This is a genomic window from Achromobacter sp. NCFB-sbj8-Ac1-l, from assembly GCF_052695805.1.
Genome location: NZ_CP199812.1, coordinates 2,209,989 through 2,230,711, shown reverse-complemented (window position 1 = coordinate 2,230,711; position 20,723 = coordinate 2,209,989). Strand labels below are relative to the sequence as shown.

Below are 20,723 nucleotides of genomic sequence, written 5' to 3'. Positions count from 1 at the left end.
CGCAGCGGCCCGGGCATCCGATCCGCGGGCTGGGCCCACAGGCCCCCGGGCCCCGTTGCCACGCCCGGGGGCTAGGCCTTGAATTCCTGCCGTAGCCACGCCAGGAATGCCTTGACCGGCGGATGCCGTTCGCGCCCCGGCGCACACAGCGCGGTGTAGGCCGCCCCCGGCACGCTGACCTGCGGGCGCAGCGGCACCAGCGTGCCGGCCTTGACGCTGTCGGACACCATCACCGAACTGGCCAGCACCAGCCCCTGCCCGGCAATGGCGGCCTGCAAGGCGTAATGCTCTTCCGCATAAGCATGCACCGCCGCCGGCTGGCGCCAGGCCGGCAGTCCGGCCGCGTCGCACCATTGCTGCCAACCTTCGTCGTAGAGCGCGGAATCGCGCCAGCGCACGGTGACCAGCGCGGGCATGGCCCGGCCTGCGCGCTGCGCCTGCGCCACCACCGCCGGCGCGCCATAGACGCCAAAGCGTTCCTGCAGCGCGCAGGCCGCATGCAGCGCTGGATAGCGCCGGCTGCTGTAGCGGATGGCCACGTCGACGCTGGCATCCTGCAGCAGGTCGATGGTGTCGGCCTGGGCCAAGAGGCGCAACTGGTACTGCGGATAGGCCTGGTAGAAACGCCCCAGCCGCGGCACCAGCCACAGGGCCGCGAACGAATGGGTGGTGGACAGCGTCAGCGCGCCCGCCGCGCTGGCCGGGCGCAGGGCATCGAGCGTCTGCGCGATATCGAGCAAGGCGCCGTGCGCGCTGGCGAACAGGCGTGCGCCGCTGTCGGTCAGGCGCACGCCCTGCGGCACGCGATCGAACAGCGCCACGCCGGCGTGGCGCTCCAGCGCCTTGATCTGGTGCGACACCGCCGTGGGCGTGACAGACAGCTCGGCCGCGGCCAGCTTGAAGCTGCGCAGCCGCGCGGCGGCTTCGAACGCGCGCAGCGCCGTGACAGGCAACGAGGCAAACATGAGGTGCCCTTATGGATGAATTCAATTCATCTTAGGCGAGAAATGCTCGTTTGTCGCGAGCCCGGCGCATGCCTACATTGGCAGTACGCCAGGGGATAGCCAGACCGGCATCCCGGCCTTTCCCGCCATCGAGGTATTCAACATGAATTCAAATCACCCCAAGAAGCTATTGATCCTGGCCGGCAGCCCGCGCCGGGACGGCAACAGCGCGGCCCTGGCCGCCGCCGCCCAGCGCGGAGCGCTGGCGGCGGGCACGTCGGCCACGCTGCTGTTCCTGGACGACTACATCAAGGGCTTTTTGACGGACCTGCGCCACGCACCGCCCCCCGACGACCGCTATGCGGAACTGTTCCTGGAACACTACCTGCCCGCCGATGGCGTGCTGTTCTGCACGCCGCTGTATTGGTACGGCATGTCGGCCCAGACCAAGGCGTTCTTTGACCGCTCGTTCACGCACTATGCCGGCACCGGCCCGGAACCCGAACAGGTCAAGGCCGCCATGGCCGGCAAGCGCCTGGGCCTGGCCGTGGCGTCGGAAGAGACCTACCCCGGCGCGGTGCTGGGCGTGGTGCACCAGTTGCAGGAATTTTCCCGCTACACGCACGCCGACTTCGTCGGCTACGTGCACGGCGCCGGCAACAGCCGCGGCGAGATCGCGGCGGACCCGCGCCACCCGCTGCAGGCTGCCGAGACCCTGGGCGCCGAGTTCTTCACGCGGAAATACTCGGACTACCGGCTAGAGACGCCACGCAGTCACAACGTATGGGCGTCGCCCCCGCCAGCCGACGCTCGCCGCGCGTAAGCCAGCCCAGCGCGATGGGCCAGAGCGCGTCGCGGAATCGCTCGTGGAAGAAGGCGAAATGGCCGATACCATCCAGCCCGAGCGAGGCAGGGGCCAGCCGCAGGTGGGTGCGGGCGCTGCCGGTGAAATAGCCCAGCAGCCGGCCGATGGCGGCCTCGGTGCCGAATTCGTCGTCGGTCACGCTCAGGGCCAGGATGGGCGCGGTCACCGCCGCCATCGCCGCCACGCGGCGCGCACCCGCCGGTCCGCCGCGTGTCTCGAAGCGCGGGCCCATGAAGCTCCAGTCCCGCACCACCCCGCGCGGCGTGTCCTCCAGCCAACCCAGCCGGCGCCCCGGGAAGTAACCCAGGCAGGCGGCCAACAGCGGCATGGCCACGTGCCATTTGGCCAGCATGCGCAGGCGCTGGCCCGCCGCGTAGTCGCGCCAGTAGGCGTACTGCGCACCCATGGTGAAAATGCGCCGCAGCCCCTGCGCGGACGGCGCCAGGCCCGTGACGAAACCACCGATGCTGTGTGCCACCACGTCCACCGGCTGGCCCGGAAAATGCGTGGACACGTAGCGCAGCACTGCTTCGAAGTCCCGCTCGCCCCAGTCCATCCACGACGCCTGGAAGCCTCGCAGGGAGTCGGGGCGCGACTCGCCGATGCCGCGGTAGTCATAGGTGACGACGTCCAGGCCGTGCTGGTACAGGTAGGCGGCGAAGCGGGCGTAGTAGCGGCAGCGCACCGAAGTCGCCGCATTGATGACGACTACGGGTCGGGCGGCGGTCCGTCGGGCCGCGGTCGGTCGGGCGGCGGTCGGTCGGGCCGCGGTCGGTCGGGCGGCGGTCGCTCCGGCGGCGTCCTCGTGGCGCCACACGAAGCCCCCCAGCGCCACCCCGTCCGCGGCGCGCAAGGTGATGCGTTGAGCTTCCATCTTCACATTCCCTTTCATCAATCGATAAAGCACCGAAAACCTGCGAATAGCTCGATTAAAGCCGCTGAAAAAACGCGCTTCAACCAATTATTCGTTGCTCATCGCATGACTTACAGGAATGTCTTGCGTGCCACGGCACGGGCGGCCGACCGATTCATCGCCCCCGGCGGACTGCCATACACCTGCTTGAAGACTCGGGTCAGGTGGGCCTGGTCGGCAAAGCCCACGGCCGCCGCGGCCTGGGCCAGCGGCAAGCCGCTGCGCAACAGTGCGCGGGCGCGCGCCACCCGCCAGTTACGCAGCCACGCCTGCGGCGGCAGCCCGTAGCGCCGGGCAAATTGCTTGACCAGGGTGCTGCGGTGCTTGCCTTCGGCCTGTGCCAGCGCCTCCAGGTCGGGCGCGCAGGACGGATCGGACCGCATGCGCTCGAACAGCAGCGCGCAGACGTCCGGTTCGGCCGAACCCGTTGCCTTGCCCGCCTGCATCGCCTCGCTGGCCGGCTGCCCGTGCGCCGCCAGCAGCGCGAACAACGCGGCCGACAGGCCACTGCGGCGTGCGGCGTCGCCGGTCTCGTCCGGGGCCAGCGCGGCCAGCCACTGGTCGCACAGCGCCGCGTCGCGGATGACCGGCCCCGCCAAGGTCAACCCCGTTTCGCGCAGCGCCCACGCATGGTCCTGAAACCAGGCCGGATCGATATACGCCATGCGGTACGCCAACAGGCCCGCGGACGTGCCGCCGGTATGCACCTGGCCGGGTGCGATCACCACCAGGTCGCCCTCGCCTGCCTCGAAGCCCTGGCCGCGCACGGTAAAGGTACAGCGCCCCCGGGCGATGGCGCCGATGGACCAGGCATCGTGAAAGTGGGCCTCGAAGCGGTAGGCGCGCAGGTCGGCGATGAGCACGTCGCCAGGCAGGCCCGCGCCGCAATGCCAGATATGTTGGGAAACCGCCATCGAAAAACCGCCAGGAAAAATTCAGGACATGCCGCCACGACGAGAACGCGGGAACGCAAACCCGGCATGTCCACGGCCCGGACCGGTCAAGACAAACGGCCCGCACCGGCGATGGCGGCTATCCGAAATAGTCGGCGTCCGATGCCAGCGACCGCGCCAGCAGCCACGCATTGCGGGGATTTTCCCCCACGCGGCGAATGGCGTAGGGCCACCAGTCGGCGCCGAACGGCAAATACACCCTGACGTTATAGCCCAGCCGCCGCAGCGCCAGCTGCCAGTCCGGCCGCACCCCGTACAGCATCTCGAATTCAAAGTCGTCCGGCGCCCAGCCGCGCTCGCGGGCCAGCATCATGATGGCGCCGGCCAGGCGGTCGTCATGGGTGCCGAACACCGGCAGGAAGCCCGCCTCGCGCGCGGCGGGCGACAACATGATGGACGCGGTGTCCAGATAAGCCTGGTCGATGCGGACGCGCCCCGAATGGTCCAGCGCGCGTTCCGGAAAGGCGCCCTTCACCAGCCGCAGCGAGGTGCGCTGGCCGATCGCCCACGCCAGGTCTTCGGGGGTGCGGCGGCGGCGCGCCTGCAAGGTCAGGCCGGCGGGCAGGCCCGCCGCCAGCAGCGTGCGATGCAGCGCGCAGGTGCGGTCGCGGATGGCCGAGTCTTCCATATCCAGCACGACCCAATCGCGGCCGCCGCCCGCCGCCTGCCGCGCACGGTCGGCGATGCGGCGCGCATTGGCTGCGCCGAGCGCGTCGCTGCGCATATAGCCGATGGCGGTGGGGTCGATGGATACGTGCACGTCCAGCCCCGCCTGGCCCAGGGCGGTTGCCGCTTCGATGGCCTGGCGCACGTTGTGCTCGATCGCGTCGGGATCGGCCACGTATTCGCCCAGGTAGAACAGCGACGCGCGGATACCGTGCGCCTCGCGCAGCCTCGCAGCGGTGCGCACCGCCTGCGTCACGTCGGCGCCGCCAACGAAACGCCGCGCCAGCGAGGTACGCGCGGCCAGGCCGCGCATGGCCCGGCCGATGCCGGGGCTGCGCGCCAGCGTGATGGCGGTTTTCTGGAAAAGGCTCATAGGCGCTCCGTACGAAAAGCGCCACTATGGAAGGGCCGCACGGGCCTGTCTTGAACAGGAGTGAATCCGGCGCCCTCGCGGGCAAACGGGGCACCGGCCCGCCCCCGAACATGATTGCCGGGGCCACGCACGGCGCACCCCGCTCAGATCAGGCCTTGCCGGCCGCCAAGCCCGCTGCCCGGCTGCGGCCGAACAACGGCCGCTGCACGGTCTGCGCCAGCAGCACCCCGGCCAGCGTCACCGCGCCGCCAAGCAGGTGGTAGCCATGCAATTGCTCGCGCAGCAGCATGAAGGCCGCCAGCGCCGTGAACAGCGGCAACAGGTTGATGAAGATGCTGCACCGGTTGGGACCCAGGCGGTGCACGCCTTCGATCCACAGGAACGAGAGCAGCACCGACGAGAAGATGCCGGCATACAGGATCAGCGGAATCGTCTTCATGTCCAGCGCCGCCTGCGCCGCCGGCACCCGCAGGTACAGCGGCAGCATGTACAGGAGCGCAAAGATCGACTGCACGAAGGTGGACTGCCAGGCCGGCACCGGCACCTTCCAGTGGCGCAGCAGCACGCCATACAGCGCATAGGAAAACGCCGCCAGCAGCATCAGGCCATCGCCCACGTGGATACCGTGCTGGAACACGCTGAGCATGTCGCCCTGCCCCACCAGGTACAGCAGCCCCAGGAACGACAGCGCGCCCCCGGCCGCCATGCCCAGCGTCAGCGGGTCGCGCAGGATCACCACGCTGAGCAGCATGCTGAGCAGCGGGATCAGCGCGGTCAGGATGGCCATGTTGGTGGCGGTGGTGGTTTCGGCGGCGCGGTACGACAAGGCCTGGAACACGGCCGACGACAGCGCGCCGTACAGCGCCAGCTTGGGCCAGTGGCGCAGGATGGTCTTGCGGTTGCGCCAGACTGGCGCGGCCGTGAACAGGCCCATGATCGCCAGCGCCAGGATCAGCCGGTAAAAGGTGATGGCGGTGGGCGAGATGGCGCTGGCGGCCATCTTGGACACGATGACATTGCCCGCCCAGAACAGGATGGCGAACAATGGAAACAGGTAGGACATGATGGTTTCACTCGCAGGAGGGGGATCGGCCGCGGCAGGCACATGTGTCCCACCCGCGGATATCCGCCATCCTATTGAGCGCCCGAACGCCCGTCTGCCGATGAAGAGGCAGGGACTATCTGGAAATGGACATTCCCGGGCGCCCTGCCGCCACCTTGGCGCGGGCAGTGATTGCGCCCCGCCCCGTTCAGGGCCGGACAGGGCGTGCTGGGCCCTGCCCCGATCAAGGCCGGAACATCGCCTCGTCGAGCGGCGCCGGCAACCCCGCCATGCGCGCCGTCAGCAGCGCGGCGCTGCCGCAGGCCAGCGTGAAACCCAGCGCGCCCTGGCCGATATTGAGCCACAGGTTGTCGGCGGCCGGGCTGCGGCCGATCAGCGGCTTGCCCGTGGGCGTGGCCGGGCGCAGGCCGGCCCAGGGAATGGCCTGGCTCAGGTCCAGCGCCGGGAAGGCCTCGGCCACCTGGCGCTTGAGCAGCGCGATGCGCGCCGGGTCGATGTCGGCATTGCCGCTGCCGATGTCGACCATTGCGGCGATCCGCAGCACCCCGCCCACCCGGGCGTAGACGATGCGGCGTTCGTAGTCGGTGACGCTGATGCGCGGCGCCACGGCGTCGTCGTCGGCCAGCGGCACGGTCAAACTGTAGCCCTTCAGCGGATACAGCGGCACGTCGTGCCCCAGCGGCCGCAGCAAGGTGCGCGTGCCGACCCCGGTGGCCAGCACGATCGCATCGGCGCCGATGTCGCCGTCGCGCGTGTGCACGGCCACGATGCGGCGGCCTTCGCGTTGCAGGCCCGACACCGGGTTGGACATGGCACATTGCACGTTGGGCAAGCCCTGCAACCGCTCGAACAGGGCCTGCGTGAACTGGCGGCAATCGCCCGCCTCCTCGCTGGGGGTGTAGACGGCGCCGGCCAGGCTGGCTCCCATGCCGGCCAGCGCGGGTTCACGCGCCAGCGTCTGGGCGGCGTCCAGCACCTGCTGATCGGACCCATGGGCGGCCTGGTAGGCCACCAGCGCGCGCGCCTTGTCCAGCAAGGCCGCGCTGCGGTAGGCGATCAGCTTGCCATTCTTCAGGTGGCCGAATTCCAGGTCTTCCTGGCCCAGCAGGGTGTGCATGGCGTCACGGCTGAGATACGACAGCGCCAGCAGCTGGGCCGTGGCCTGCCGCGCCACCGAGGCGCGGCAGGCCAGCGCGAATTGCAGGCTCCAACGCCATTGATGCGGGTCCAGCCGGGGCCGGAAACGCATGGGCGAATCGTTGCGCAGCAGCCAGCCGGGTACGCTGGGCAGCACCCCCGGGCCGGCCAGCGGTGCCACATAGCTGTAGCTGAGCTGGCCGCCGTTGGCGTAGCTGGACACCTCGGCCGGGTGCGCATGCGCGTCCACCAGCACCACATCATGCCCCTGGCGCGCCAGGAAATAGGCGGACGTCACGCCCACCACGCCGGCCCCGATTACGCACACGCGCATACCTGCATCCAAATAAGAGATTGGCAACCTTTCTATTCTGGCGGGTGCGACGACTGGTAGCAAATCACCAGGACCGGGGCGGCCATAACCCCGGCTCATGGGCCCGGCCCTAGGCCGCCCGGTGCAGTCTGATGATGGCCGCGGCCGTCGGGTCGCGCACCAGGTCGGCCAGCGTGTACGCGTTGAGGGCGTCGTAGAAGGCCTGCAGCGTCTGCGCCAGCACGCCGGCCAGACGGCAGGCGCCGTCCAGCGCACAGGGCGGCTCGCGACAATCGATCAGAGGGCCCTGCTGTTCCAGTTCGCGCACCAGGTCGCCCAGCCGGTATTGCGCGGGCGGATGCGCCAGCGCCAGGCCGCCCCCCTTGCCGCGCGACGTGCTGACCCAGCCGCGCTGCGACATGAAATGCACCACCTTGACCAGATGGTTGCGCGACACGTCAAAGCGCGCGGCGATCTCCGGAATGGTGACCGCCGCGGGCCGGTCGCGGCATTGCGTCAGGTACATCAGCACGCGCAAGCCGAAGTCGGTGAATCGGGTCAGTTGCATGGGCGCCAGGATACACCGGTCAGGTGGGTGCGCCACCGCTGCCGAAGGCCTCGGCGTGGATCCGGTCCGCCGCCACCCCCAGCGCCAGCAGCGTCTCGCGCTGGGCCCGCATGAAGCCGGCCGGGCCGCACAGGTAGTAGTCGGCATCCGGCACGATGGCCTGGTCGCGGATGGCGCGCAGGTCGACACGGCCGGCGTAGTCGTAATCACGACCCGGCTGGTCGCCGCTGGCGACCTCTTCGTAGAACACCGCCTTGCGCACATTGCCGCGCGCCGCCGCTACGGTGTTGACGTGATCTTTCATGGCATGCGCCGCGCCATTGCGGCAGCCATGCACGAAACGGATCTGGCGCGGGTCATCGGTGGCCACCAGGTGGTTCAGCATCGACACCATGGGCGTCAGGCCCACGCCGCCGCTGACCAGCACCACCGGCGCGGCGGTGTCATCACGCAGGTGGAAATCCCCCTGCGGCGGCGCCACGTCCAGCACGCCGCCTTCCTGCAGGCGGTCGTGCAGCGCGTTGGATACGCGGCCGGCAGGCGTCTGCACGCCCGCCGGTTCGCGCTTGACCGAAATGCGCAGGCGGCCCTGCCCCGGCGCGTCCGACAGGCTGTATTGGCGCGGCTGCATCAGACCCAATTCAGGCACGTAGATGCGCACCGACACATATTGGCCGGGGCGGTAGTCGGGCACCGTGCCACCGTCGGCCGGCGCCAGGTAGAACGAGGTGATCTCCGTGCTTTCGGGCTGCTTGCCCACCACGCGGAAGGCGCGCCAGCCGGTCCAGCCGCCCGGCTTGGCCGCCGAATCCGCGTACAGCCGTGCCTCTTCGGCAATCAGCATGTCGGCCAGCTGGCCGTAGGCGGCAGCCCAGGCCTCCACCAGTTCGTCGGTGGCGGCCTCGCCCAGCACCTCGCGGATGGACGCCAGCAGGTGGCGGCCCACGATCGGGTAGTGCTCGGGCCGGATGCCCAGGCTGACGTGCTTGTGGACGATGCGCGTCACCACCGGCGCCAGCACCGACGGATCGTCGATGTGCTCGGCGTAGGCGGCCACCGCCCCGGCCAGCGCCTGCTGCTGTTCGCCGCCCGCCTGGTGGCCCTGGTTGAAGACGTGCTTGAGTTCGGGATTGCCGTCGAACATGCGAGCATAGAAATGGCGGGTCAACGCCACGCCGTGGGTCTTCAGTACGGGGGCCGTGGCCTTGACCAGGGCGCGGATCTGCGGGCTCAACATCAACTGCTCCTTGCGCTGCGGATGACCCGGGCGGGAATGCCGGACATCCGGTTTTAAAGATGCATCAATAATACATGTTTAAGTGCGACGGGCAAAACCCTGATGGCCTGTCAGTCCGCGCCGCCCTCCCATTGCCCCAGAACCTGCACCGCCGGCAGTTCGCATCCCGCCGCCGCCCGCCAGTGCAGACGAGCGGGCGGGTCGGCCGGGCTGGCGCGCCACACGGCGGCGGCCACCCACTCGTCGCCAAGCTGCCAGCCCCCCGCCTGCCACCGCCCGGCCGGCGGGCGCAACGTCCATTCGCCCGAGGGCAGCGGCGCCAGGCCGACCGAGGCCATGTCCGCCGGAAAATCCAGCCCGGCGGCTTTGATGAAGGCTTCTTTGAGGGTCCAGAGCAGGTAGAACCCGATTTGCCGCCGGGGCAAGTTGGCGGCGTCGCGCAGCCACGCCTGTTCGGCAGCGCTGCATACCCAGGCGGCCAGCGCATCGAGATCCCGCGGCCGTATCCGTTCAAGATCGGCGCCGACGGCCCGGTCGGCCGGGGCCTGCGCGCACAGGGCATGGCCGCCGCTGTGGCTGAGCGACAAGGCCTTCGCGCCGCCGGCCGCCCGAACGCTTTGCAGCAATGCGCGGCTGACACGCCAGTCGAGCAGCGCCTTGGCGGAGCGTATGGCCGGCGCGCGGCGGGCGTCCTCGGGGGACAACGCTTGCGGCCGATAGTCATCGGCCGCGCTTTGGCAAGCCCACCACAGGGTAAGTTCCAAATTTCCCACTTTATTTAGTAACAAAATGCTAGTTCAAAATGTAAAACACGCGTCGTTACAAGCGCCTTGGTAACTTCTAAAAACAATTCACCTATTTACGATCATAGTAAGATCGCGCGCTTATGCTGACCTTCTCAATTGCGCAATGGCAGGGTTGGACAGCGGGCTTTGACGACGCGAGCAGCTGGAAGCAGTGGGCTGAACATCCTTATTGTCCCGTTGGCGAAACCTGCCCGCCACGCATGGAATTCCTGCCTCCGATGCAGCGCCGTCGCCTGACCCCGATGGCGCGCTCGGTGTTCGCGTGCGCCTGGCCGGTCGCCGAGGGCCAAGCCCCCATGCCGCTGGTCTTCGCTTCGCACCATGGCGAAACCACGCGCAATTTCGGCCTGCTGCAGGCGCTGGCCGCCAACGAACCGCTGTCGCCCACCGCCTTCGGGCTGTCGGTGCACAACGCCATTGCCGGACAGTGGTCGATCATACGCCGCGAAACCCCCGAATCCGTTGCCCTCTCGGTCGAAGACGACGGGTTGGAACACGCTTTCCTGGAAGCCGGGTTGCTGCTGGCCGACGGCCACGCCGAGGTGCTGGTGGTGCTCGCGGAAGAACGGCCGCCGGCCCCTTATGCTCCATGGATCAACGACGTGCCGTTCTCGTACGCGGCGGCATTCCGCCTGCGCGCTGGATCCGATTGGCGGCTCGAACCCGTGGCGGCGGATTCATCCGCCCCGACGGGCGCCGACGCGCCGCAGCCCTGGCCCAACACGCTGAACCTGCTGCGCCACCTGGCATTGCACACCCCTGCCTGGCGACACGCCAACCACGCCCGTCACTGGCTCTGGACCCGCTCGGCATGACGCCTTCCCCCCTTCCTCCCGCGCCCGCCGTCCCCCGCCAGGATTTCTGGCTGTGGCGCCTGGTCGCCACGGGCATGGCCTTCACGATGTTCGGCGTGGGCGGCGTGCTGCTGCGCCTGCTGGTGTTCCCGCCGCAGCGCCTGATTCCCGGCAATGCCGCCGACCGCCAGCGCCGCGCGCGCTGGGCGCTGAACGGCACGTTTCGCTTCTTCATCCGCTTCATGGTGCGGGTGGGCATCCTGACCGTCGAATTCAAGGGTGCCGAGCGCCTGGGCAAGCCCGGCCAGATGATCCTGGCCAACCACCCGTCGTTGCTCGACGTCGTGTTCCTGGTGGGCCACGTCAAGAACGCCAACTGCATCGTCAAGCACGGTCTGGCCACCAACCCGTTCACGCGCGGCCCCGTCAGCAACGCCGGGTACATCACCAACGATGAGAGCTTCGACATGTTCGACCGCGCGGCCGACGTCTTGCGCAACGGTGAAACCCTGATCGTCTTTCCGGAAGGCACCCGCACGCCGCCCGACCGCCTGCCGCAGTTTCACCGCGGCGCCTGCGCCATTGCGCTGCGCGGCGCACGCGTGGTGACGCCGGTGGTCATCCGCATGAACCCCCGCAGCCTGACCAAAGGCGAACCCTGGTACCGCATCCCGCCATGCCGCATGCGCTACGTCATTCAGGTGGGCGAAGACATTGATCCGGCAACATGGTCGAATGCGCACCCGCTGCCCATCGCCGGGCGCAAGATGAACGAGCACCTGCACGCCTATTTCGAAGCCGAACTGACGCGCGACGCGCCCGTCGGCGCGGCGGGGCCGGCCGACGCAACGCGACCCGCGGCCACGGCCGCCAAGACAGACAACGAACACGCCTGATAACGACAAACGCCAACCGCGCCGCAAGTGGAGTGCAAGCAGCATGAATCAACTGGAAAACGAGCTCAAGACGCTCGTCATTGAATCCCTGGGCCTGGAAGACATCGCCCCGGCCGACATCGACCGCGAGGCCCGCCTGTTCGGCGACGGCCTGGGTCTGGACTCGGTCGATGCCCTGGAACTGGGCCTGGCGCTGCAAAAGCGCTACGGCATCACGATCGACCCCGAAACGCGCAACATGCGCGAGCACTTCGCCAGTATTGCCAGCCTGGCCGAATTCGTCGCGGCCCAGCGTCGCAGCTAAGGCATTGGAGTTGACCATGCAAACCCGCGATGACATCTTCAACACGCTGCGCGACGCGCTCTGCGAGCTGTTCGAGATCGAACCTGAGCGCATCACGCCAGAAGCCAACCTGTACACCGACCTGGAAATCGACAGCATCGACGCCATCGACCTGATCGATCACGTGCGCCGCCAGACGGGCCGCAAGCTCGACGCCAACGACTTTCGCAGCGTGCGCACGGTCGAAGACGTGGTCCAGGCCATCTGCAAGAAACAGCAGGACGCCGCCGCATGAAGCGAGGCCTGGCGCCCGCCCTGGCCGTGGCCGGCCTGGCCTACCCCTTCGTCGTGCATGCGACGCTGGGGCGGGTCGACGCGGCCTGGCTGGCGCTGCCGCTGGCGCTGCTATGGCTGGCACGCGCCTTCACGCCCGGCGCCGACACGCCCGGCGGACGCCTCTTGCCGCTGGCCGCCGTGGCCTTCTGCGTGGTGCTGGCGGTATCGAATTCGCAAGACTGGCTGCGTTGGTATCCCGTAATGATCAATGCGATGCTGCTGGCCATCTTCGGCGCCAGCCTGCGCCAGGGCCGGCCGGTGATCGAACGCCTGGCGCGCCTGCGCCACCCCGACCTGCCCGAGGCCGGCGTGCGCTACACACGCAATGTCACGCGCGTCTGGTGCGGCTTTTTCGCCGTCAACGGCGCCATCGCCGCGGGCCTGGCCGCCTGGGGCCCCTGGGCCTGGTGGACCGCCTACAACGGCGCCATCAGCTATGTCCTGATGGGCCTGCTGCTGGGTGGCGAATGGTTGTTGCGGCCTGCCGCGGCAAAGGCGGCTTGAACGGTGGCCTGGATTCCCCTGACGCATCTGCTGCTGCCCGCCGGCGCGCCGGCCGACGGCACACCGGTCGCCGACGACCCGCCTCTGTCGCGCGCGGCCTTCGCCGCGCAATGCCTGACGGTAGCCGGGGCGCTGCAAGCCCGCGCCATCCGCCGCGCCGCGCTCTGGTTCGATGACGCAGCCACCCTTGCCACCGCACTGTATGCCTGCTGGCGCGCCGGCATCACGGCCGTGCTGCCCGGCGATGCACGGCCAGACTCCTGCCTCCCGCTCGACGCCACCGTCGATGCCTGGCTGACCGACACCGACCTGCCCGCCGGCACCCGCGCCCCCTGGCGCCTGCACCAGCTGCTGGACGCGCCGCCCCTGCCGCCCGCCGCCCTGGACCCGGCGCAGACGCTGGTGCTGTGCACGTCCGGTTCCAGCGGCACGCCCAAGCACGTGTCGAAAAGCTGGGGCCAACTGGCGCGCGAAGTCGACGCCCTGCAGCGCCAATGGCCCGACGCCACCGGCCCGGTGCTGGGCAGCGTGTCCGCGCAGCACATGTACGGCCTGCCATTTCGCGTGCTATGGCCGCTATGCGCCGGACGCCTCATCGACCGCCGCCAGCGCCACTACCCCGAAGACCTGCAACTGGCCAGCCTGCGCCACCCCACGTTCACCTGGATCGCCAGCCCCGCGTTGCTGCGCCGGCTGGGCGACCGCCTGGACTGGGCCCAACTGCGTGGCCGCCTGGGCCGCATCTACTCATCGGGCGGCGCCCTGCCCGCTGACGTTTCCGACGCCATCGCGCAGCAACTGGGCCTGCGCCCCACCGAAATCTACGGCAGTTCCGAAACCGGCGCCGTGGCCTGGCGCAGCGGCGCCGGCCTGTGGCAACCGCTGCCCGGCATGACGGTCGGCCTGGATGCGCAAGGCGCGCTGCGCGTGATGTCGCCGTGGGTCGACGCCGCAGACGAACAAACCGCCGATGGCGCCGAGCTTGCCGAGGGCGGCTTCCAGTTGCTGGGCCGCCTGGACCGCATCGTCAAGATCGAAGAAAAGCGCGTTGCGCTGCCGATGATCGAACACACCCTGGCGCGCCACCCGTTCGTGGCCGAGGCACGCGTGGGCCGGCCCACGGGCGCACTGCGCCTGACCGCCCTGGTGGCGTTGTCCGCCGTCGGGTTGCATGCGCTGCGCAACCAGGGGCGCCGCAGCGTGGTCGACGCGTTGCGCCGACATCTGGCGGCAGGCGTCGATTCGGTGGCCATTCCCCGCAGTTGGCGGCTGCTGCGCCAATTGCCCTGGAACGCACAGGGCAAGATGCCGCAGGCGGACTTCGACGTTGCGGCAGGCGAGCGCCCGCTGCACCCGGTGGCCGACGGCCTTCCCACCGACAACGCCGACGAACGCCGCTACCGCATCGAGATTCCCTGCGACCTGGCGTATTTCAGTGGCCACTTCCCGACCGCGCCGGTCGTGCCCGGCGTGGCGCAAATCACCTGGGCCTTGTCGCTGGCGCAGCGTGAATTGCAGCCCGCGTTGCATTTTGCAGGCATGGAAGCCCTGAAATTCCAACGCTTGCTGCGGCCCGGCGACGTGGCCGAACTGGCGCTGCGCTGGGATGCCGGCAAGCAGAAGCTCTATTTCGCCTACACGCTGGACGGCGCGCCCTGCTCGTCCGGCCGCGTGCTGCACGGAAGCGGTCATGGCGCCGCATAAGCTCTGCGCGGTCATTCCCGTCTACAACCACGGCGCCACCGTGGCCGCCGTGCACGCGCAACTGGCGGCGCTGGGCCTGCCCTGCGTGCTGGTGGACGACGGATCGGCACCCGAATGCGCCACGGTGCTGGACACACTGGCCGCCCTGCAGAAAACCCACCTGGTGCGCCGCCCACAGAACGGCGGCAAGGGCGCCGCGGTACAGGACGGCCTGCGCGCCGCCCGCAGCCTGGGCTACAGCCATGCGCTGCAGGTCGACGCCGACGGCCAGCACGCCCTGACCGATACCGCCGCATTCTTGCAGGCCTCGCGGGCCCAGCCCCAGGCGGTCATTTGCGGCGCCCCGGTGTATGGCGACGATGTGCCGCGCAGCCGTCTGTACGGCCGCTGGCTGACCCGGGTGTGGGTCTGGATCAATACCTTGTCGCTCGACATTCCCGATGCCATGTGCGGTTTTCGCGTCTATCCGCTGGATGCCGTGCTGAGGGTCATCGACGACGTGCGGGTGGGCTGCCGCATGGACTTCGACATCGCCATCCTGGTGCGGCTGCATTGGCGCGGCGTGCCCATGACCTGGCTGCCGACGCGCGTGGTGTACCCCGAAGGCGGGGTATCGCATTTCAAGGCGCTGCGCGACAACGTCCTGATCAGCCGCATGCACGCTCGCCTGTTCTTCGGCATGCTGGCGCGCTCGCCCGCCCTGCTGTTGCGCCGGCTGAGCAAAGGCGTACGCCCATGAGCGCCGCCGATCGGCACTGGGCCGACCAGCCCGAACGCGGCAGCCCCCTGCTGCTGCGCCTGACCGCCTGGGCCGCCCGCCGCATCGGCCGCCGCGCCGTGGCGCCCGTGGTGTGGGTCGTCGTGCTGTATTTCTATACGTTTGGCCCCCGCGCGCGCCGCGCCATTGCTGCCTACCAGCGCCGGCTGATCGCCGCCGGCGGCCTGGCCACGCCGCTGCCCAAGTCCTTTCCCGTCTACCGCCAATACCTGGCATTCGCCCAGGCCCTGCTGGACAAGCTGGACGTGTGGCAAGGCAAGGTCACGTACGCCGACCTGGACATCACCGACCCCGACGCGCTGCATGCGCAGATGGGCACGGGACGCGGCCAGATCCTGGTGGGCTCGCACCTGGGCAACCTGGAAGTGTGCCGCGCGCTGGCCGAAAAATCCGGCCGGCTGAAACTGAACGTGCTGGTGCACACCAAGCACGCTGTCCACTTCGGCCGACTGCTGGACGAAGCCGGTGGCGGTCTGCGGATGATCCAGGTCAGCGAACTGGATGCCGGCGTCATGCTCGACCTGGCCCAACGCCTGGATCGCGGCGAGTGGTTGGCCATCGCCGGAGACCGCGTGCCGCTGACCGGCGACCGCAGCACCGAAGTCGACCTGCTGGGGGCCGCGGCGCTGTTGCCGCAAGGCCCCTGGCTGCTGGCCGGCTTGCTGCGCTGCCCCGTCAACCTGCTGTTCTGCACCCGCCACGGCGCGCGCTACCGCGTGGCCATGGAACGCCTGTGCGACGGCATCGAATGGACGCGCGCCACACGCCAGGCGCAGATCGCCGGCTGGGCACAGCGCTACGCCGACCGCCTGGGCGCGCACTGCCGCCAGGCGCCGCTGCAATGGTTCAACTTCTACCCCTTCTGGAAAGACGATGCGTAAACGTGGCGCCCTGGGCGCGGAGGTCGAAATCCGGGTGCCTTTCTACGACGTCGACGCGATGGACGTCGTCTGGCACGGCCATTACGTCAAATACCTGGAAGAAGCGCGTTGCGCGCTGCTGGACAGCCTGGGATACGGCTACGACGCCATGCGTGCCAGCGGCTATGTGTGGCCGGTGATCGACCTGCAATTGCGCTATGCCCATGCTGCCCAGTTCGGCCAGCGCCTGGTCGTGCGCGCCGAGCTGGTCGAATGGGAACATCGCCTGAAGATCAACTACCTCGTCCGCGAGGCCGCCAGCGGCCAGCGCCTGACCCGGGCCAGTTCGGTGCAGGTGGCCGTCTGCATGCAGAGCCGCGAAATGCAACTGACCTCGCCCGCCGCCCTGGTGGACGCGGTGCAGCGCAAGCTTGACCTCGACGCTCCGGAGCACACGGCATGACTCGCTTGTCCCACCTTCTGCCGGCCCGCCCGCTGAACCTCCTGCTGATCTGCATTGCGGATCGGCTGGCGCGGCGCCTGCTGCTCAGCCTGGCCCTGGCCGTCTTCCCCTGGGTCGCCCACGCCTTCACCCTGGACGACCTGCAACAGCAACTGCGCGCCACCCCCATCGTGCGGGGGCATTTCGTGCAGCAGAAGTTCCTGCGCTCGCTGCCACAGCCCCTGACCAGCCGCGGCGACTTCACCCTGGCCAACGGTCGTGGCCTGCTGTGGCTGCTGCGCAGCCCCATCGCCCAGGACCTGCGCATCAGCGCCGACGGCATCGCGCGACGCGGCGCCGACGGCGCCTGGCAGGCGCTGCCGCAACACACCGGCGCCGGCCGCGAAAATCGCCTGTTCCTCTCGGTGCTGGCGGGCGACACCAGCGGCCTGCGCGAGAACTTCGACCTGACCCTGACCGGCAGCGCCGACGCCTGGCAACTGATGCTGTTGCCGCGCTCGGTGCTGCTGCGCCAGATCTTCGAGAACATCCAGATCAACGGCGGCAAGCTGGTCGACCGCATCGAGTTGCGCGAAGTGCAAGGGGACCGCAGCGTGCTGCAGATGACCGACGCCGTGGCCGCCGACGCGCTGACGCCCGAGGAGCAACGTGCCTTTGCCGATTGAGCGCTGGCTGCCGCGGCTGTTCAAGCTGGGGGTGTTGCTGCTGCTGTGCCTGGGGGCCTGGCAGTGCCGCCACGGCTGGCCGGTCTCTGCCAATCTGATGGACCTGGTGCCGCAGGCGCGAGCTGACGCCACGCGTCAGCTCGCCGAAGCCCGCATCCAGGAGCCCCTCAGCCGCCAGTTGGTCGCGCTGGTGGCCGCCGCCAAGGATGGCGACAGCGCGGCCCCCGCGCGGCTGCTGGCGCAGCGCTGGCAGCAAAGCGGCCTGTTCGATTCGGCGTTGGTCGACGTGGACGTGGATCTGCCCGAACTGCGGGCTCGACTGCTGGCCAACCGCCTGGCCCTGCTGCCCGCGGCACAGCGCCAGCAACTGCTCGAAGACACGCCTGCCTTTGCCCGGCGCCGCGCACGCGAATTGGTCGACCCCTTCTCGTCATCCGGCGCGGTGCCGGTCAACCAGGACCTGCTCGGCCTGACCCGGTTGGGCGAACAGGCGCTGCGCCCCGGCGGTGCGGTGCAGTACGACGTGGCCACGGGCACACTGCAGGCCGAGCACGCTGGCCGCGCCTGGGTGCTGGTGCGCGCCACCACGCGTGAAGATGCATTCGACAGCGATGCGCCGGCGCGCATCGCCGCGCAGATCGCACAGGATCGCCAGGCGCTGGCCGCCACGGGCGCCGACCTGCTGGTGGCCGGCGGCGCGCTGTACGCCGCGGCCGGGCGTGCCCAGGCAGTGGCCGAAAGCGGCTGGATCGGCGGCGTATCGGTCGCCGGCATCGTGCTGGTGCTGCTGCTGGCGCTGCGCCGCTGGCACGCACTGCTGGCGTTGGCGCCCGTGGTCGTGGGGCTGCTCGCCGGCACCGTCGCCTGCGTCGCCGCGTTCGGCTCCATCCACGTGCTGACCCTGGTGATCGGGGCCAGCCTGATCGGCGTGGCGGTCGATTTCCCGCTGCACTGGCTGGGCAAAAGCTACGGCATGCCCGACTGGCGCGCGTGGCCGGCCTTGCGCCGCGTACTGCCCGGCCTGACCATCAGCCTGGCGGCCAGCCTGGTCGGCTACGTGGCGCTGGCGTTCACGCCCTTTCCCGCGCTGACGCAGACCGCGGTGTTTTCCGCCGCCGGCCTGCTGGGCGCCTATGCCTGCACCGTGTGCCAACTGCCCGCCTGGCTGCGCGACTTCCGCCCCCGACCCTGGCCGCCGCTGCTGCGTTTCGCCCAGACCGCGCTGGCCGCGCGCGAACGCCTGGCCGGCCGCCGCGGCGTGCTGGGGGCCGGCGCGCTGCTGCTGGCCGCCGTGACGGCCGGCGGCATCAGCCGCTTGAACATCCAGGACGACCTGCGCCAATGGCTGGCCCTGCCCGCGCCGCTATTGCAGCAGGCGCGCCAGATCGGCGAGATCACCGGCTTCATGCCGACCAGCCAGTTCTTCCTGGTGCGGGCCAAGGATCCGGACGAGCTGCTGCGCCGGCAAGCGCAGATCGCGCGCCAATTGGATACGCAGATCGCCGCCGGCGGCCTGCAGGCCTACAACGCGCTCAGCCAACGCGTGGCGCCCATTGCCGATCAACAGGCCGCTGCCGCCGCGCTGACCCGTCTGGCCAGCACGCCCCAGGCCTGGCAGGCGCTGACCGATATCGGCGTGCCATTTGACGCCATCAAGCAGGAACTTCAGGCGCTGGCGGCCCTGTCGCCCGTCACGCTGGACGCGGCCGTGCAGGGCCAGGTCGGCGAACGCTGGCGTCCGCTATGGCTGGGTCAGCAGGGCGGCGAAGCCGCCGGCATGGTGACCCTGCTGGGGCTGCGCGACCCTGCCACCCTGGCCGCCATCGCGCAGTCCACGCCCGGCGTCACGCTGGTGGACCGCAGCGGCGAACTGAACCGCATGTTCACCGCCACCCGCATCGAGGCCGCCGAACTCAAGCTGCTGTCGTACGGCGTTGCGGCGCTGCTGCTGTGCCTGACGCTGGGCCGCGCAGCCACCTGGCGCATCCTGGCCGTGCCGCTGGCGGCCACGGCCTGCAGCCTGGCCGCATTGGGCTACCTGGGACAACCCCTTACGTTGTTCAGCCTGTTCGGGCTGCTGCTCGTGTCGGCCATCGGCGTGGACTACGCCATCTTCATGTACGAGCGGGTCGCCGGTGCGGCGGCCAGCCTGGTGGGCATCGTGCTGGGTGCGCTCACCACCTTCCTGTCGTTCGGCCTGCTGGCCGTCAGCAGTACCCCCGCCATCGCCAATTTCGGCATGGCGGTGGCGCTGGGCGTGGGGTTCTCGCTGCTGTGGGCGCCGTGGATCCGGCCTCCTGCAACGCCCTGAATCCATCATTCTTTCTATCGATTCTCAAAGGAAACATCCGGCATGGAACATCGGGAAGTGGTTGTCATCGGGGCAGGCCCCGCCGGGGCAGTGGCCGCCGCGCTGCTCAAGCGCCAGGGGCATGACGTCCTGATGCTCGAACGCCAGCAGTTCCCGCGCTTTTCCATCGGTGAAAGCCTGTTGGCCCACTGCCTGGAATTTGTCGAGGAAGCCGGCATGATGCCGGCCGTGCAGGCCGCCGGCTTCCAGGTCAAGAACGGCGCCGCCTTTGCCCGCGGCGAGCAATATACCTACTTCGATTTCCGCGACAAGTTCACTCCGGGCCCCGGCACCACCTTCCAGGTGCAGCGGGCCCAGTTCGACAAGGTGCTGGCCGACGACGCCGCGCGCCAGGGCGTGGAAGTGCGCTATCTGCAGGAAGTGACCGCCGCCGATTTCTCGGGCGATGGTCCGCTGCTGGACGTGCGCGGCGCCAACGGCAGCCAATACCAGGTGCGCAGCCGGTTCGTGCTGGACGCCAGCGGCTACGGCCGCGTGCTGGCGCGCCTGCTCGACCTGGAGCGGCCATCGTCGATGCCGCCGCGCAAAGCCATCTTCACCCACCTCGAAGACCGCATCGACGACGCCGGCTTTGACCGCGAAAAGATACTGATCAGCGTGCACCCCGAACAAAACGGCATCTGGTACTGGCTGATTCCGTTCTCGAACGGCCGCTGCTCGTTCGGCGTGGTGGGCGGACAAGACCTGTTCGGCGGCCCCGACGAAGACCTGATGACCACGCTGCGCACCATGGCCGAGGCCGCTCCCAATTTGAAGCGGGTGCTGCGCAATGCGGTGTGGGACACGCCCGCCAACACCATCGGCGGCTATTCGGCCAGCGTCACGCGGCTGCACGGCGCGGGCTTTGCCCTGCTGGGCAACGCCGCCGAATTCCTGGACCCGGTGTTCTCGTCCGGCGTCACCATCGCCCTGCGCTCGTCCAAGCTGGCCGCCGACGCCTTGCACCGCCAGCTGGGCGGCGAAACGGTCGACTGGCAGGCCGACTTCGCCGACCCGCTGATGGTGGGTGTCGAGACCTTCCGCGCCTACGTCCAAGGCTGGTACAGCGGCGAATTCCAGGATGTGGTCTTCTATGAAGGCGCCCAACCCGAGATCCGCCGCATGATCAGCTCCATCCTGGCCGGCTACGCCTGGGATCCGGCCAACCCGTTCGTGGCCAGTCCGCAGCGCCGTCTGCGCATGCTGAGCGAACTTTGCCGCGCATCCGGCGCCCAGCCCGCGCCCGCCTGAC

General features: G+C 69.3%; 22 protein-coding genes. 13 read left to right on the top strand and 9 right to left on the bottom strand.

The genetic code is table 11. The features are described from left to right. Positions 1–71: 71 nt before the first annotated feature. Positions 72–965, bottom strand: a complete 894-nt coding sequence (locus ACUDP5_RS10245; RefSeq protein ID WP_445658679.1) for a LysR substrate-binding domain-containing protein — start codon at positions 963–965, stop codon at positions 72–74. Between the two features lie 142 nt (positions 966–1,107). On the opposite strand from ACUDP5_RS10245, the gene ACUDP5_RS10240 reads away from it, so the two are divergent. Then, complete coding sequence (locus ACUDP5_RS10240; RefSeq protein ID WP_445658678.1) at positions 1,108–1,767, top strand: flavodoxin family protein; 660 nt, start codon at positions 1,108–1,110, stop codon at positions 1,765–1,767. On the opposite strand, the gene ACUDP5_RS10235 is transcribed toward ACUDP5_RS10240, so the two are convergent. The 8 genes from ACUDP5_RS10235 to ACUDP5_RS10200 all read right to left on the bottom strand — a co-directional run bounded on the left by ACUDP5_RS10235 (position 1,676) and on the right by ACUDP5_RS10200 (position 9,805). Continuing rightward, positions 1,676–2,683 carry an alpha/beta hydrolase family protein gene (locus ACUDP5_RS10235; protein ID WP_445658677.1) on the bottom strand — a complete coding sequence of 336 codons (1,008 nt, stop codon included), beginning with the start codon at positions 2,681–2,683 and terminating at the stop codon, positions 1,676–1,678. The genes ACUDP5_RS10240 and ACUDP5_RS10235 overlap by 92 nt on opposite strands. 110 nt (positions 2,684–2,793) lie before the next feature. Then, a complete protein-coding gene (locus ACUDP5_RS10230; RefSeq protein ID WP_445658676.1) occupies positions 2,794–3,636 on the bottom strand; it encodes an AraC family transcriptional regulator in 843 nt (280 codons plus the stop codon). 118 nt (positions 3,637–3,754) lie between these two features. Then, positions 3,755–4,714, bottom strand: coding sequence for a proline dehydrogenase family protein (locus ACUDP5_RS10225; protein ID WP_445658675.1), 960 nt, complete (start codon positions 4,712–4,714; stop codon positions 3,755–3,757). A 148-nt stretch (positions 4,715–4,862) separates the two neighbouring features. Beyond that, the gene (locus ACUDP5_RS10220) at positions 4,863–5,777 is read right to left on the bottom strand and encodes a DMT family transporter (RefSeq protein ID WP_445658674.1); all 915 of its coding nucleotides are present in this window, start codon (positions 5,775–5,777) and stop codon (positions 4,863–4,865) included. A 223-nt stretch (positions 5,778–6,000) separates the two neighbouring features. Further along, positions 6,001–7,248: a D-amino acid dehydrogenase gene (locus tag ACUDP5_RS10215; RefSeq protein ID WP_445658673.1), complete on the bottom strand. Its 1,248-nt coding sequence runs from the start codon at positions 7,246–7,248 to the stop codon at positions 6,001–6,003. A gap of 109 nt (positions 7,249–7,357) precedes the next feature. Continuing rightward, complete coding sequence (locus tag ACUDP5_RS10210; RefSeq protein WP_263911649.1) at positions 7,358–7,795, bottom strand: Rrf2 family transcriptional regulator; 438 nt, start codon at positions 7,793–7,795, stop codon at positions 7,358–7,360. A gap of 19 nt (positions 7,796–7,814) precedes the next feature. Then, positions 7,815–9,032, bottom strand: a complete 1,218-nt coding sequence (gene hmpA / locus ACUDP5_RS10205) for an NO-inducible flavohemoprotein (protein ID WP_263911648.1) — start codon at positions 9,030–9,032, stop codon at positions 7,815–7,817. 110 nt (positions 9,033–9,142) lie between these two features. Then, a complete protein-coding gene (locus ACUDP5_RS10200; protein ID WP_445659144.1) occupies positions 9,143–9,805 on the bottom strand; it encodes a 4'-phosphopantetheinyl transferase family protein in 663 nt (220 codons plus the stop codon). Positions 9,806–10,038: 233 nt separating this feature from the next. Between ACUDP5_RS10200 and ACUDP5_RS10195 the strand changes: the two genes are divergently transcribed. The 12 genes from ACUDP5_RS10195 to ACUDP5_RS10140 are packed head-to-tail and all read left to right on the top strand — an operon-like array spanning position 10,039 to position 20,722. Then, positions 10,039–10,653: a beta-ketoacyl synthase chain length factor gene (locus ACUDP5_RS10195; RefSeq protein ID WP_445658672.1), complete on the top strand. Its 615-nt coding sequence runs from the start codon at positions 10,039–10,041 to the stop codon at positions 10,651–10,653. Then, a complete protein-coding gene (locus tag ACUDP5_RS10190) occupies positions 10,650–11,528 on the top strand; it encodes a lysophospholipid acyltransferase family protein (protein ID WP_445658671.1) in 879 nt (292 codons plus the stop codon). The genes ACUDP5_RS10195 and ACUDP5_RS10190 overlap by 4 nt, the downstream gene beginning before the upstream one ends. 43 nt (positions 11,529–11,571) lie before the next feature. Continuing rightward, positions 11,572–11,832 carry a phosphopantetheine-binding protein gene (locus tag ACUDP5_RS10185; RefSeq protein ID WP_445658670.1) on the top strand — a complete coding sequence of 87 codons (261 nt, stop codon included), beginning with the start codon at positions 11,572–11,574 and terminating at the stop codon, positions 11,830–11,832. Between the two features lie 16 nt (positions 11,833–11,848). Beyond that, positions 11,849–12,106, top strand: a complete 258-nt coding sequence (locus ACUDP5_RS10180; protein WP_263911644.1) for an acyl carrier protein — start codon at positions 11,849–11,851, stop codon at positions 12,104–12,106. After that, on the top strand, positions 12,103–12,651 hold the full coding sequence (locus ACUDP5_RS10175; protein ID WP_445658669.1) for a hypothetical protein: 549 nt from the start codon (positions 12,103–12,105) through the stop codon (positions 12,649–12,651). Before ACUDP5_RS10180 ends, ACUDP5_RS10175 begins: the two co-directional genes overlap by 4 nt. Before the next feature lie 3 nt (positions 12,652–12,654). After that, positions 12,655–14,355, top strand: coding sequence for an ApeI family dehydratase (locus tag ACUDP5_RS10170; protein ID WP_445658668.1), 1,701 nt, complete (start codon positions 12,655–12,657; stop codon positions 14,353–14,355). Further along, positions 14,342–15,094, top strand: a complete 753-nt coding sequence (locus ACUDP5_RS10165) for a glycosyltransferase family 2 protein (protein ID WP_445658667.1) — start codon at positions 14,342–14,344, stop codon at positions 15,092–15,094. The genes ACUDP5_RS10170 and ACUDP5_RS10165 overlap by 14 nt, the downstream gene beginning before the upstream one ends. After that, on the top strand, positions 15,091–16,014 hold the full coding sequence (locus ACUDP5_RS10160; protein WP_445658666.1) for an LpxL/LpxP family acyltransferase: 924 nt from the start codon (positions 15,091–15,093) through the stop codon (positions 16,012–16,014). The genes ACUDP5_RS10165 and ACUDP5_RS10160 overlap by 4 nt, the downstream gene beginning before the upstream one ends. Next, positions 16,007–16,456, top strand: a complete 450-nt coding sequence (locus tag ACUDP5_RS10155; RefSeq protein WP_263911635.1) for an acyl-CoA thioesterase — start codon at positions 16,007–16,009, stop codon at positions 16,454–16,456. Before ACUDP5_RS10160 ends, ACUDP5_RS10155 begins: the two co-directional genes overlap by 8 nt. Continuing rightward, positions 16,453–17,121, top strand: a complete 669-nt coding sequence (locus tag ACUDP5_RS10150; protein WP_445658665.1) for an outer membrane lipoprotein carrier protein LolA — start codon at positions 16,453–16,455, stop codon at positions 17,119–17,121. The genes ACUDP5_RS10155 and ACUDP5_RS10150 overlap by 4 nt, the downstream gene beginning before the upstream one ends. Next, positions 17,105–19,432, top strand: coding sequence for an MMPL family transporter (locus ACUDP5_RS10145; RefSeq protein WP_445658664.1), 2,328 nt, complete (start codon positions 17,105–17,107; stop codon positions 19,430–19,432). The genes ACUDP5_RS10150 and ACUDP5_RS10145 overlap by 17 nt, the downstream gene beginning before the upstream one ends. Before the next feature lie 42 nt (positions 19,433–19,474). Continuing rightward, positions 19,475–20,722, top strand: a complete 1,248-nt coding sequence (locus ACUDP5_RS10140; protein WP_263911632.1) for an NAD(P)/FAD-dependent oxidoreductase — start codon at positions 19,475–19,477, stop codon at positions 20,720–20,722. Position 20,723 lies beyond the last annotated feature (1 nt).

What these genes read in the sequence shown, in the direction of transcription:
- ACUDP5_RS10175 (WP_445658669.1), top strand. Translation starts at nt 12,103, where the DNA reads ATGAAGCGAGGCCTGGCGCCCGCCCTGGCCGTGGCCGGCCTGGCCTAC.
- ACUDP5_RS10190 (WP_445658671.1), top strand. Translation starts at nt 10,650, where the DNA reads ATGACGCCTTCCCCCCTTCCTCCCGCGCCCGCCGTCCCCCGCCAGGAT.
- ACUDP5_RS10180 (WP_263911644.1), top strand. Translation starts at nt 11,849, where the DNA reads ATGCAAACCCGCGATGACATCTTCAACACGCTGCGCGACGCGCTCTGC.
- ACUDP5_RS10225 (WP_445658675.1), bottom strand. Translation starts at nt 4,714, where the DNA reads ATGAGCCTTTTCCAGAAAACCGCCATCACGCTGGCGCGCAGCCCCGGC.
- ACUDP5_RS10155 (WP_263911635.1), top strand. Translation starts at nt 16,007, where the DNA reads ATGCGTAAACGTGGCGCCCTGGGCGCGGAGGTCGAAATCCGGGTGCCT.
- ACUDP5_RS10160 (WP_445658666.1), top strand. Translation starts at nt 15,091, where the DNA reads ATGAGCGCCGCCGATCGGCACTGGGCCGACCAGCCCGAACGCGGCAGC.
- ACUDP5_RS10150 (WP_445658665.1), top strand. Translation starts at nt 16,453, where the DNA reads ATGACTCGCTTGTCCCACCTTCTGCCGGCCCGCCCGCTGAACCTCCTG.
- ACUDP5_RS10220 (WP_445658674.1), bottom strand. Translation starts at nt 5,777, where the DNA reads ATGTCCTACCTGTTTCCATTGTTCGCCATCCTGTTCTGGGCGGGCAAT.
- ACUDP5_RS10185 (WP_445658670.1), top strand. Translation starts at nt 11,572, where the DNA reads ATGAATCAACTGGAAAACGAGCTCAAGACGCTCGTCATTGAATCCCTG.
- ACUDP5_RS10235 (WP_445658677.1), bottom strand. Translation starts at nt 2,683, where the DNA reads ATGGAAGCTCAACGCATCACCTTGCGCGCCGCGGACGGGGTGGCGCTG.
- ACUDP5_RS10240 (WP_445658678.1), top strand. Translation starts at nt 1,108, where the DNA reads ATGAATTCAAATCACCCCAAGAAGCTATTGATCCTGGCCGGCAGCCCG.
- ACUDP5_RS10195 (WP_445658672.1), top strand. Translation starts at nt 10,039, where the DNA reads ATGGAATTCCTGCCTCCGATGCAGCGCCGTCGCCTGACCCCGATGGCG.
- ACUDP5_RS10210 (WP_263911649.1), bottom strand. Translation starts at nt 7,795, where the DNA reads ATGCAACTGACCCGATTCACCGACTTCGGCTTGCGCGTGCTGATGTAC.
- ACUDP5_RS10140 (WP_263911632.1), top strand. Translation starts at nt 19,475, where the DNA reads ATGGAACATCGGGAAGTGGTTGTCATCGGGGCAGGCCCCGCCGGGGCA.
- hmpA (WP_263911648.1), bottom strand. Translation starts at nt 9,032, where the DNA reads ATGTTGAGCCCGCAGATCCGCGCCCTGGTCAAGGCCACGGCCCCCGTA.
- ACUDP5_RS10165 (WP_445658667.1), top strand. Translation starts at nt 14,342, where the DNA reads ATGGCGCCGCATAAGCTCTGCGCGGTCATTCCCGTCTACAACCACGGC.
- ACUDP5_RS10245 (WP_445658679.1), bottom strand. Translation starts at nt 965, where the DNA reads ATGTTTGCCTCGTTGCCTGTCACGGCGCTGCGCGCGTTCGAAGCCGCC.
- ACUDP5_RS10230 (WP_445658676.1), bottom strand. Translation starts at nt 3,636, where the DNA reads ATGGCGGTTTCCCAACATATCTGGCATTGCGGCGCGGGCCTGCCTGGC.
- ACUDP5_RS10215 (WP_445658673.1), bottom strand. Translation starts at nt 7,248, where the DNA reads ATGCGCGTGTGCGTAATCGGGGCCGGCGTGGTGGGCGTGACGTCCGCC.